10 protein-coding genes are annotated in these 12,490 nt (G+C 42.8%); 7 read left to right on the forward strand and 3 right to left on the reverse strand.

The window, feature by feature from the left end; genetic code table 11:
- Nucleotides 1-9 precede the first annotated feature (9 nt).
- The 4 genes from AYW75_RS05340 (at nt 10) to AYW75_RS05355 (ending at nt 4,751) form a co-directional block, all read left to right on the forward strand.
- A complete protein-coding gene (locus AYW75_RS05340; RefSeq protein ID WP_067096528.1) occupies nt 10-816 on the forward strand; it encodes an SDR family oxidoreductase in 807 nt (268 codons plus the stop codon).
- Entirely contained in the window at nt 813-1,454 is a 642-nt protein-coding gene (locus AYW75_RS05345) for a tetratricopeptide repeat protein (protein WP_067096532.1), read from the forward strand. Before AYW75_RS05340 ends, AYW75_RS05345 begins: the two co-directional genes overlap by 4 nt.
- A 224-nt stretch (nt 1,455-1,678) precedes the next feature.
- Complete coding sequence (locus tag AYW75_RS05350; protein ID WP_067096535.1) at nt 1,679-3,268, forward strand: ABC-F family ATPase; 1,590 nt, start codon at nt 1,679-1,681, stop codon at nt 3,266-3,268.
- A gap of 112 nt (nt 3,269-3,380) precedes the next feature.
- Nucleotides 3,381-4,751: an HD-GYP domain-containing protein gene (locus tag AYW75_RS05355; protein ID WP_067096538.1), complete on the forward strand. Its 1,371-nt coding sequence runs from the start codon at nt 3,381-3,383 to the stop codon at nt 4,749-4,751.
- A 12-nt stretch (nt 4,752-4,763) separates the two neighbouring features.
- On the opposite strand, the gene AYW75_RS05360 is transcribed toward AYW75_RS05355, so the two are convergent.
- Complete coding sequence (locus AYW75_RS05360) at nt 4,764-5,759, reverse strand: lipid A deacylase LpxR family protein (RefSeq protein WP_082856404.1); 996 nt, start codon at nt 5,757-5,759, stop codon at nt 4,764-4,766.
- Nucleotides 5,760-6,090: 331 nt separating this feature from the next.
- On the opposite strand from AYW75_RS05360, the gene AYW75_RS05365 reads away from it, so the two are divergent.
- The gene (locus AYW75_RS05365; protein WP_067096540.1) at nt 6,091-7,953 is read left to right on the forward strand and encodes a methyl-accepting chemotaxis protein; all 1,863 of its coding nucleotides are present in this window, start codon (nt 6,091-6,093) and stop codon (nt 7,951-7,953) included.
- A gap of 180 nt (nt 7,954-8,133) precedes the next feature.
- Nucleotides 8,134-8,367 (forward strand): DUF2789 family protein, encoded by a 234-nt coding sequence (locus AYW75_RS05370; RefSeq protein ID WP_067096543.1) that lies wholly within the window; start codon nt 8,134-8,136, stop codon nt 8,365-8,367.
- A gap of 47 nt (nt 8,368-8,414) precedes the next feature.
- Here AYW75_RS05370 and AYW75_RS05375 read toward each other — a convergent pair whose 3' ends face one another.
- A complete protein-coding gene (locus AYW75_RS05375; protein ID WP_067096546.1) occupies nt 8,415-10,589 on the reverse strand; it encodes an esterase-like activity of phytase family protein in 2,175 nt (724 codons plus the stop codon).
- Between the two features lie 195 nt (nt 10,590-10,784).
- Between AYW75_RS05375 and AYW75_RS05380 the strand changes: the two genes are divergently transcribed.
- Nucleotides 10,785-11,225 (forward strand): plastocyanin/azurin family copper-binding protein, encoded by a 441-nt coding sequence (locus AYW75_RS05380; RefSeq protein WP_082856405.1) that lies wholly within the window; start codon nt 10,785-10,787, stop codon nt 11,223-11,225.
- A gap of 42 nt (nt 11,226-11,267) precedes the next feature.
- Here the strand turns inward: AYW75_RS05380 and AYW75_RS05385 are convergent, their stop codons facing one another.
- Entirely contained in the window at nt 11,268-12,353 is a 1,086-nt protein-coding gene (locus AYW75_RS05385) for an ABC transporter substrate-binding protein (protein ID WP_067096549.1), read from the reverse strand.
- Nucleotides 12,354-12,490: the final 137 nt, after the last annotated feature.

Genomic DNA, 12,490 nt, shown 5'->3' on the forward strand with positions numbered 1-12,490 from the left:
GGGGTCGTTATGGAGTGGAGTAATCAGAGTTGTCTACTGACCGGAGCCTCTGGTGGTATTGGTCAGGCGATTGCCAAGGCGTTAGCGCAAAAAGGTGTAAGCTTAGTATTGGTGGGACGAAATAGCGCACGGCTGCATGCCTTAAAGGAGCAACTACCTGGAGAGCACCAAGTATGCTGCGCCGATTTGTCGAACGCTCAGGAGCGCGAATCATTAGTAAGCAAACTGACTAAACAGGGTGGCGTGAGTATGCTGGTGAACAATGCTGGTATAAGCCATTTATCCACATTAGAAGATACCAGTACCGAAATCTTGGAGTCTGTTCTTCAGACGAATCTGATGGTTCCAATGCTATTAACGCAAGCGTTGCTACCTCAACTGCAGCAGCGTCGAACCACTCATATTATTAATATTGGTTCAACTTTTGGCAGCATCGGCTTTGCTGGGCAAACGGCTTACTGTGCCAGCAAGTTCGGTTTGCGAGGCTTTACCGAGTCCTTGTTACGTGAGCTTGCTGATACCAATATAAAGGTTTCTTATCTAGCGCCAAGAGCCACGGATACACAGATTAACAGTGATGCGTCATTTGCTATGAACAAAGCGCTCGGCAATCAAGTAGATACGCCTGAAATGGTTGCTAAACAATTTATGTTAATGCTAGAGCAGCATAAGACACGTGCTTTTATAGGCTTCCCTGAGCGCCTATTCGTCAAACTAAATGGCGCATTCCCATCATTAGTTGATAAAGCACTTATTAAAAAGCTCCCCATCATTAAGCGCTTTATTGCACCCACCTTGAAGGAGAAATTGCTATGAAATCTATTCTAAGTATTGCTCTTATCACCCTCGCTATGGCGTCAAATAGTTGGGCTGAAGAGACAGATAAAGGGCTTCAGACACTGCAGAGAACATGGGCGCAGATTAACTATTTAGTACCAGACGATGAGAAAGAGGCTGCGTTTGCGCAGTTGATTGAGCAAGCGCAACAGAAGTTGACTGCGCATCCTGAAAAAGCAGAATACCGTGTCTGGTTGGGCATCATTCAGTCTAGCACCGCGGGTGCGAAGGGCGGATTAGGTGCGTTATCGTTAGCAAAAGAAGCGAAAAAGAGTTTTGAAGATGCGATTGAGCAAGACGCAACAGTGCTTCAGGGGTCGGCATTTACCAGCTTAGGTGTGTTGTATCATAAAGTACCAGGTTGGCCGATTGGCTTCGGCAGCGATAAAAAAGCGAAAAAGTTACTGCAACAATCTCTGAAACAAAGCCCTAATGGAATAGACAGTAATTACTTCTTTGCTGAATTTTTATACGATGATGAAAAATATGAAGAAGCGAAAAAATATTTAGAGATGGCGCAAAGTGCTGCGCCACGACCAGACCGACCTTTGGCCGATGAAGGTCGTCATAAAGAGATCGAAACGTTGTTGCTCAAAGTCAATAAGGCACTAAAATAGTTTGGTCATAGCCCTCTTTCTTTGCGCCCCTTCAAAGAGAGAGGATGCTATTTATGAGAGTGACCATACTATTCAGGAATTCAGAGGCATTTTTAGCACAATAAACACATCAAAAATGATGACTTTTTCATCAATGCCATGGACATTTCACATACAGCCTTTATAGTACGCCCATCGTTTCATCGAGCGCTCAAAACAGTGCCTCCTCAATTTCTGGATTCCCCATGATAGTAGCTTCTAACGTTACCATGCAGTTTGGTAGCAAACCTCTATTCGAAAACATTTCTGTTAAATTCGGCGATGGCAATCGCTATGGTCTAATTGGTGCAAATGGCTGTGGTAAGTCGACACTGATGAAGATTCTTGATGGTAGTTTGACGCCAACAGCGGGTAACGTATCCGTCACCCCGAACCAGCGTGTAGGTAAACTAAACCAAGATCAGTTTGCCTTTGAAGAATACAGCGTAATCGATGCGGTAATCATGGGTTATAAAGAGCTGTGGGAAGTTAAAAAAGAGCGTGATCGCATTTACAGCTTGCCAGAAATGAGTGAAGAAGACGGCTTAAAAGTAGCCGACTTAGAAGGTGAATTTGCTGAAATGGACGGCTACAGTGCCGACAGTAAAGCGGGCGAAATCTTATTAGGCGCGGGTATTGCTGAATCGTATCATTATGGCCCGATGAGTGAAGTACCTCCAGGCCTTAAATTGCGTGTATTGCTAGCTCAAGCGCTATTTTCAAACCCTGACATTCTGTTGTTGGACGAACCGACCAACAACTTGGACATTGATTCGATTCGTTGGTTGGAAGAGCTGCTGAATCGCTATGATTCAACCATGATCATCATTTCCCACGACCGTCACTTCTTAAACTCTGTTTGTACTCACATGGCAGACATAGATTACGGTGAACTGCGTGTTTACCCAGGTAATTACGATGACTTCATGTTGGCGTCGACTCAAGCACGCGAAACCATGATGGCCGCGAATGCTAAGAAGTCAGCACAAATTGCGGATTTGAAGCAATTCGTAGCACGTTTCTCTGCCAATGCGTCGAAAGCGAAACAAGCTACCTCACGTGCGAAACAGCTTGAAAAAATTGAGCTAGCTGACATTAAGCCGTCTAGCCGCCAAAACCCATTTATTCGATTTACCCAAACGAAAAAGCTACATCGTCAAGCTTTGATTCTAGAGAATTTAGGCCATGGATTTGAAGGTGAAAAGCTGTTTAGTGGTGCTAACGTGTTACTTGAAGCCGGTGCTCGTCTTGCGGTATTAGGTGAAAACGGTGTTGGTAAAACGACTTTGCTACGTTGCTTGATGTCTGAGCTGGAAGCGAAAGAAGGTGTGGTAAAGTGGTCAGAGAATGCCTCGTTAGGCTACTGTCCACAAGACAGTACGGATCTATTTGATAATGACCTAACATTGTTTGATTGGATGGTTCAGTGGCGTAAGCCTGGTGACGATGATCAAGCCGTGCGTGCTACGCTTGGTCGTATGTTGTTTTCTGCAGATGACTTTAAAAAGAAAGCGAAAGTATGTTCAGGTGGTGAGAAAAACCGCCTTATCTTTGGCAAGTTGATCATGCAAGAAACCAATGTATTGGTCATGGATGAGCCAACTAACCATTTGGATATGGAATCTATTGAGTCATTGAACATGGCGTTGGAAATGTACCCTGGTACATTGATCTTCGTGAGTCATGACCGTGAGTTCGTTTCATCTCTAGCGACTGAAATTCTCCATATTAAGGATGGTAAAGTTGAACACTTCCAAGGCAACTATGATGAGTTTCTTTCATCTCGTGAACTGTAAGTTGTGCCATAATTAGAAGTCAAAGGGCTATCCGTACATAGCCCTTTTTCAGTGTTTTAGATACCTGCTACGTTTAATTGTCGGTTTTTTGCTTGAGCAAGGGGACATCCTTATGGAGCTATCCAAACTAAGCGCGCAAATCCCACTATCTGAGCTTGTCTTGTCGCTCACTACGGCCTTAGATATGACCGAAGGTCAGCCACCAGAACATTGTATTCGTTGCTGCTGGATCGGTATGCATCTAGGTAAACGCTTAGGGCTAGCTGAGCAAGATCTTCATGATTTATTTTTTACCTTACTTCTTAAAGACGCAGGATGTAGTAGTAACGCCGCACGTATCTGTGAGCTTTATTTAACCGATGACCGAGAGTTTAAAAAGGATTTCAAAACGGTCGGAACGAGTTTATCAAGTGTTATTAACTTTGTTGTGCGTAATGCTGGTAAAGGGGAAAGTTGGTTATCTCGTATTTCTACCACGATCGATATTCTGAAAAATGGCGCTGACTACGCTCAAGAATTAATTAAAACCCGCTGTTCACGAGGTGCAGATGTAGCGCGTGAGTTGCGCTTTTCTGAGCCTGTTGCATTAGGTATTGCAAGTCTTGATGAACATTGGGATGGTGAGGGGCGCCCAGAGCAATTGAAAGCGGATCAGATCCCGCTTTATTCTAGAATCGCTCTAATCGCCCAAGTAGTGGATGTATTTCAAGTAGAGCATGATATACCCGCAGCAATGATTGAAGTGCGTCAACGAAGTGGTTCATGGTTTGATCCTCACTTAGTGGGAGAAATGGAAGAACTGATTAAAGACCATAGCTTTGTTGACGGTTTGCATGCTGATTGCATTCGTGAGCAGGTTATGGCTTTGGGGCCAGCGCAAACACATGTGTTACTCGACGAAGAATATTTTGACTGTATTGTCAGTGCCTTCGGTAAAATTGTGGATGCAAAAAGTCCGTATACGTCTGGTCATAGTCAGCGTGTCGGAGTCTACTCAGCATTGATTGCAGAGCAGCTGGAACTCAGTCAATTAGAGTGTACTTGGGTTAAGCGTGCGGCTTTGTTACATGATATAGGTAAGCTCGGGGTCAGTAATCAGATCCTCGATAAACCGGATAAGTTAGACGCTGATGAGTGGCTTTCAGTACAGCAACATGCGGCTAATACCGAGATCATTTTAGAAAAAATTACGCCACTGAAATCGTTAGCCAAAATGGCGGCTTCCCATCATGAAAAGCTGGATGGTACAGGCTATCCGCGAGGCATATCTGCGGAAGAAATCCCATTAATTACGCGTATTATTACGACTGCTGATATATTCGATGCGATTTCAGCAGAACGACCTTATCGCGGTGCTATGCCTGTATCAAAAGTCTTATCGATCATGGAAGAGAACCTAGATACTGCAATTGACCGAACGTGTTTTGAAGCATTGAAAGCCTCTCTCGACAGTATCCCCAAAGATTGGTTTGTTGAAGAGTAAAAAGGCTGTTCTTCAGATTTTCGAAGCAAATGTTATCGTACCGTAGCGTGTTTCATTTCGGTATTGATCTGATTGTGTTTGAAAAATATCAGAGTGATTTACTGCAAACGTGATTGCACTTTGCCCCCAAGAGTAGGTTATGCCAAAGTTAAGGCCTAAAAACTCCCTATCATAATCTATAGAAGCACTGTCTCGAAATGTGTTGCCATCAGTGAAAACTTGATTGAATATATACTCCGCTTCAAGTCCTGCATAAACATACCATTCGCCATTAACAGCAATTGGATTAGTGGTACGCGAGTCCATTAGTAAAACATTGCCAAACGAATTTTTTAGGTCGCGTCCATAGCGCATGATTACGCTACTATTAACAGAGCTTTGAATTGTTCCTAGGTGTGCTTTAGCTGTGGTCAATACATCGTAGTTGTCTAATTCAGCGGCCCACGTGCGCCAGACTCGGCCGCGACCAAATTGAAATACCAGTTCATTTTTGAGCTGCGCGTCCCATCCTTGGGGTTCTTCAGAACCTAATATTTTATGCATGAGTTTTTGAGATGGTTCGCCTAGAGCGGCAGGGCCCACTACTCCAATGCTAGTGCTAGTCATGTCAGCATGTTTCTTTGCTAACGTGATGTATGAGCTGGTGATGGCTATCATCGCGGAGTAGGGAATATCGTTTGGGTTCGGTTGTTTTAGTGATAAATCCTTGGGCGTAAATAATGTTTGGCCAATGTTAAGTGCGTTAACAGCCCCTTGGTTATTCGACGAAGGCATAGACCACATCAAAGGACTGACTAAAAAACTGTGCTTGGGTGAGCTTCCTAACTCTTCCAGCTGCGGAATACCTCCACGTTCGTAGAGTGCTAAATACAAGCCGTTGGTATAGCCTTCATCTTGTTGGAGAAATAAATCGTTATCGACTGTAAGGCTAACAAGGTTATCACTGGCGCATACACTAGTGCTTATTGAAGCTAGGCAGGTCGCAAAAAGTAGCTTTGTTCGCATCATAGTAATCACTTAAAAAACAATCTTTAAAGAAGGTTATATTGTAGTGACTGGAACCATTCAAAAAGTTGATACAGTGAGGCTTCTGCTGAATAGTTTTTGCAATAAGTATTAATTTAATACTAGGTTTATATAAATCGACACTAATGTGGGCCGATATTTCTAGATCTAAAGAATTGTAACGTTGCTTCTCGTTATATATCGTTGCGGAATAGAAAAAAGACACACATTTCTTAACGAGTACACTTTATTTTAAATTTTTTGAATATGTTAATCTGATACAAAATGGACTTGTTAGAAAGGAGGGATTCCGTTTTACAAAGTCAGGTGAGCTATGAAAATTAAGCACAAACTTACCCTCAATACTGCGGTGGTCGTCTTGGCCATGTTGGTATTAGCTACTTCATTTCTGGTCGCCGAGAACAGTTTAAAAGATTTGATTGTTGGTAAAGAGCTGGCGCAAAAGCAAGAATTGAACATGCTGCTGTTACGTCGACATGAAAAAGACTTTTTAGCGAGAGGTGACGTTAAGTACGTTGAGCGTTTCAACGAAACATTACAGCTGACCATGGGTCAGCAACAAAAGCTGGATCGTATGTTTGTCGACTTAGATATTAACTCGACTGACTTTACTGAGTTAGCCAACTTATTCGGTCAGTATGGCGATAATTTCAAAGAGCTTGTAGCGGCGAAGCAGGCCATGGGCTTGACTCCAGAAGATGGCCTTAATGGAAACCTCAGAAGTGCGGTCCATGAAATTGAAACCTCGCTCAACGAGTTAGATAAAGCTGAAATGCTTGTGACTATGCTTCAGCTGCGCCGCTATGAGAAAGATTTCATGCTACGTCTTGATATGAAATATCCTAAACGCTTTGCATCGAAAATCAGTATCTTAAATAACCAAATCCAGACTGCTCAAATTGATGATCAAACTAAAAATACTTTGATAAAACTGTCCAGTACCTATCAAAAAAACTTCACCAATTATGTCGAGCAACAGCAACGTATAGGTCTAAGTAGTGATCAAGGAATACTTGGAAAGATGCGTAATACAATTCATCAGACGGAAAGTAAACTCCAGTTGATGGGACAAAGCATGACTAATCAAACCGATTTGTTGTTTAGTAATATCAAAGTGGCTTTGTCTGCAGTCATCGCCCTAGTTATGCTTGCGGTCATTGTAATAGCGTGGCGAATTAGTTGTTCGATTAATCATCCTCTTGCATTAATTCGTAACGCCATGCTTAAAGTCGATGAAACACGTGACCTGAATCTGCGCGTTTCGTACGATGCTAGGGATGAGATTGGCGATGTCGCACGAAGTATGAACCAAATGTTGGCAGGTTTTCAGTCGGTTGTAGGCTCGGTCAATGATACGGTTATCAATATGAACCAACAAACAAAAATGTTATCAGAGACCGCTGAGCGAACTGCGACAGACGCGGAGCGTCAGCGCGATGAAACAGATATGGTGGCAGCGTCTGTTTCAGAAATGGTGGGAACCATCGAAGATATTTCTAGAAACATGGAGCATGTAGCAGAAAAGACGAATTCTACTCAAAAAGGTGTGAGTGATGGCCAAGCTCGTGTTAGCAAGGCGGTTTCTTTAGTACATGATTTATCCTCTCGCTTAGATAACTCAATGGAGACAGCAGAAGCACTTGCCCAAGAAAGTCAAAATATCGGTACTGTGCTTAATGTAATCCAAGAAATTGCTGAACAAACGAATCTACTGGCATTGAATGCAGCGATTGAAGCAGCTCGAGCAGGAGAGCAAGGTCGCGGTTTTGCAGTGGTAGCGGATGAAGTTCGTGCTCTTGCCAGTCGGACACACGATGCAACCGTTGAAATTTCAGATATTATTTCATCATTACAAAATCGCACTCAAGGGATTGTCACCATCATGAAAGAATGTAGTGCAGATGGTCTACGTAGTAGTGAAGAAGCGTCTGTTATTGGTGATGTATTGGTGCGTATTACCGATGAGATAAATGAGATTGCTGATATGGCTCACTCTGTGGCTTCTGCGATTGGACAACAGTCGATTGCAGCAAATGAAATCAATCAAAATGTGACGGTTATTCGTGAAATCTCTATGGATACCAGCGAAGCAGTAAGATTGAACTCTAAGTCCAGTGTTGAAATTTCTGGACAGGCTCATCACCTTGAAGATGTGATCTCACGGTTTAAAATTTAATAAACTGAGTAAATCCATTTTAAAAGTAATCCCTCGCAGTTGAATTGTTTCAACTTCGAGGGCTTTTAAGTCTATTAAGTGTAAAAACTAGGTATATGCAATCCATAGGTTGGCAAGGTATTTTTTTATCATCTAATCTATTTTCTATTCGTACTTAAGTTAATACTTGTAGAGGTTTATATGGAATATCAAACACATTCGTTAAATGAGTTGTTTCAACAGTTAAAGCTAGATGATTCTCAAGATGGTATAGAAAGGTTAGTTGTTGATGTTGCGCCAGTTCCGAGTAACAAAGCGCTATGGGAAGCTCCGGAGTGGACCAATGAACAAGCATATAAAATGCAAAAGCTGTACGAAGATGAAGCTCAATGGTCTCAAGCTTTTGAGCAATTAGAGCTGTTGCTGAGAGCGTGAGCTAGATAACGGTAACAATAAGTACCGTTATCTAGCTTGGTGAAATGTTACTTAAATTCGCCTACTTTAAAGAAGAACGTTTCTCCGGTGCTGTCATCAACGCCATCGTTATCAGTAATGGCATAGCCGATGTTGTTGGCATCAATGGTAAAGCCTTCGATTTTATCAACAACGATGCCTTTGCCAGCTTGAAGCTCTGGTAGGAAATCGTATACAAGCTCTTTATGTACTTCAGGTAATGTTGCACCCAGTTTGCCAGTTTTGACAGCGCTTAATTCGACTTTGTATAAGCGTTTTACCTTAGCCGCTTCAGCAAGTTGATTGTCACGCTCTAGAATGTACAAGTTACCATTATGGGCTGTGATCTCAGACAATCCCATCCAGCCACTTTCCGCTTTTTCAAGAGGGTAGTGCGCAGCTTCCCATGTTTGATTATCAAGGTCATAAGCTAACAGCTTAGTTTGCTCTTTCGAGTCGTCTTTCCATGGTCGCTGAATGGCAATCCACAGAGTGTTATCAACCAACGTAATGCCTTCTGCGCCAAAACGTTCTTGCTGTTCTAGTAGTGCTTCAGGGAAAGTAATTGTTTGATCGATGCTGCCTTTTGTTGTGACATGGTAAATAGCGTGAGGAACTTCTTTCTTTGCATTGCCCTCAGACGCTAACCAATAACCCCCTTCAGGATCGACTGCGATGCCTTCAAGATCGAGCTTTTCAGCGGCTTTACCGTCTTTAGTAACCGTCATCTTGTGAGTGATTTTCGCAGGAGATTGAGTTGCATCAATCGTGAAGATAGCAGGTTGAGCAGAGTAGAAGCTATCGTTTACAGCATACAAAGTGCCGGCTTTGTTTAGATCGGCCGCTAAGCCAGACAATGCCCCCCAACCAATAGGTGCGCCGTGATCATCAAATGTTGAATGGATTTGAGGATAAGTAGGCGCCTTATCGTTTAATTCATATAGCATGACATGAGAGCGTGGCCCTTTGTCTTCAAAAAGGTCTTCTTCGTTTGCTGTTGCAATGATGTTGCGGCTCGGAATCGCAATAGCGGATTCTGGTGCGATGCCTGATGGCAACATTTGTACAAGTTCAGGTGCTTTTCCTGTATCGCGGTAGACGCCGATCACTGAGCCCCGCTCAGACATTACAAAAATGTACGTTTCACCATTAAAAGTCGCAACTTCCAAACCTTCAGGTTCCGCGCCTTTTTTACCAGATCGTTTTTCAGGGTAATGGCCTACACGTACGACTTCGTGTTCAAAGCTAGCACCGCTTTCAAACAATATATCGCCTGCTTTACTGAAAATAGTGAAACCGCGTGCACCACCTTTGTAGTCACCTTCGTTGGCAATTACAAAGCGCTCATCATCTAACCATTTAACCGCGTCTGGTTCACGGTTTACATTATTTAGAGACTCGGTAAATGTTAAGGCACCATCACGTTTAACATCAATCTTAGTTAAATCAACACTACCCGCAGAAAAGTGATTGATAACCTTAGCATTTTTCGCGTCAATAATAATGAGATGGTTGTTTTCTTGTAGGGTCACAACCACTTCGTTTTTATCATTAAAAGCAACAAATTCTGGCTCTGGATCCGTTGGAGCAATCTTAGCTAAACCTTCCACCGAAATTTTGTGCGTAGCTTTACATTGTCCAGTTTTGCTGTCGAATTCGATGATGCTGACAAAGCCTGCTGGCATTTGAGGCATCGCACCATCATTTAGATCTTCATCACGTTCATTTTCGATAGCAACGGCAATGTAACGCCCATCTTTAGACACCGCAACAGAGTCCGGTTGGCCGCCAAGGTCGCAACGCTGAACAACTTTTTGTGTCGCTTGATCAACGATCGCAAGGTAACCACTTGGCTCTGTGTAGCTTGCTGATGTGTTGACGCCCGCTATAACCCATTGGCCTACTCCGGCAACAGAAGTTGGTTCGCCTTTTAGGTCAATAAAACCTTTCGCTTTAGGGTTATGAATGTCTTTAATGTCTACTAAACCGATACCGCCACGTGGACTGTCAGAATAAATCAAAGTGTTACCATCTTCAGAAGCGGTGATGATTTCAGCTGAGGTAATAGTGTTAATCGACTCTTTGCCTAGGTTCTGCGCGACAGGGAAGCTTGCTACTCGGTTAAATGACTCGGCAGAAGCTGATAAAGCAGCAGTGGTTAAGCACGTTGCAATTAAAGTGCGTCGAAAACAAGCACGTAACATAGGTAACTCCGTTAGTTGTTTAAATAGATTCCTTTAAAGATACGGTGAGTAGTTTTCAGTTGCGTGCACTTTAAATGACGTTTTTATTAAGTGACGAACATTTTTTTTATGGCATATGTGTAAATTAAGAATAACTCTGCGAACCAAAATAAGCGTCTCTGGTCGTATTCTTATTGTAAAAGTGAGTATTTGTGAATGATGGTATCTAAAGCGTTAGCACTAGGGGTAGGTGTACTGCTAAGTAGCACTGTAATAGCGAAAGATTGGCAAGTTGAGATGTTAAGTTACGGCGATAAAGGGCCGATGGTGTTTGAGCCTGATTACATTCATGCTGAAGTAGGTGATACGGTTACTTTTGTGCCAACTCAGCCAGGACATCACACTAAGTCTCAATTAACACCAGCAGGGCAAGCGGGTTGGACCTCGAAGTTTAATCAAACCTACTCTGTAGAACTGACCCATGAAGGACTATCATTGTATTTCTGTCCGCCTCATTTGATGATGGGCATGGTGGGGGTTATACAAGTAGGAAAGGCTGGTAACCAGGCAAAGTTTGATCAGGCCTATAATGCGATTAAAGACAAAGTAGTGGTGAATCCAGAACGGTTAGATCTTATAAAGAATCAAATTCAGTAAATGAAAACAAGCAGGGTCGTTGCCCTGCTTGTGATTAAATCGTTATAGCTCTGTTACAAAAGTACCTTTAGGAGTAACAGGTAAATACTTTTTATAAAAGTCTTGGTAGGCCGCATCAGGGTCCAGATCGCTAAACAATACTGGATACATGGCTTTTGCATAAAACTGAATCATGGCACCATCAAGGATAGTTCGACATGCACCGTGGTATGCTCCATACATACGATTGTTTTTAACGGCAGTCAGAGTAGACCATCCGGTACGTTGTTTAAAGCCTTCTAAGCGTTGTTTTGCCGTTGCTTCGTCAACGCCTTGTCCCATGACCATTGAGGTATCACCATTACCAGATTCGTAGCCAGTCATCACAATGACATCAGGGTCGGCTGCAATGATTTGTTCAGGATTAAGCTTGCCCCACCATTCGACGTAGGGCGCTGAAATATTATTACCACCAGCCATGGTCGAAATAGCGCCCCACATATTCTTACCAAAGGTGTAGCCGACTTCATCGATGCCAGCTGCGCCGTATTCAGTGTATACAGTTGGCTTAGGTAGGTTTGCTTCTTCAAGACGCTCTTGAATCATATTTAGATTATGTTTGTATTCATTGGCAATTGTTTGAGCTCGTTCTTCTTGGCCTGTAATAACACCAATAATCTTAGTACTTTTCATATGGCGGTCGACGGTTTGAGCATTATAATCGACTACTATGACAGGGATGCCTGCACTTTCTAGCCTTTCGACATCGCTGCCTAGACCTTTAAATTGCCAATCCGCCAGCATAATAAGGTCAGGATTCAAGCTAATAACTTTTTCGACAGAAAAGGTTTTTGTGTCAACGCGCCCAATGGCTGGAATGTCAGCTAAAGATGGGCGGTGATCAACGTACATTTCCCAATTTGATGGACGAGCTTGCCAAATATATTTAGACATACCGACAACATTGTCATAGGCGGCCTCAGTACCAATCGCCATGTAATCTTCTGGATAAAAGCCCACTACAACACGTTTTGCGGGCGCATCAAAGGTAACTTGGCGGTCTAATACATCAGATATAGTAATATCCTGCGCAATGCTGAGACTGGATGCTAGGGCGATTGAGGTGAGAGCCACTAATTTTGGCAACATAGTCATTTCCTTTGTAGTGTTAGCTGTAAAATATTCTATGAATGAAAATCAATATCGAAAACTATTAGTGTTGCATTTTACTGTAATTTTAAATGATTTCGCAAACCATTATCGTTTATACTTCGTTAGCTAACTTT

Source organism: Marinomonas atlantica, from assembly GCF_001639725.1.
Lineage (GTDB): Bacteria > Pseudomonadota > Gammaproteobacteria > Pseudomonadales > Marinomonadaceae > Marinomonas > Marinomonas atlantica.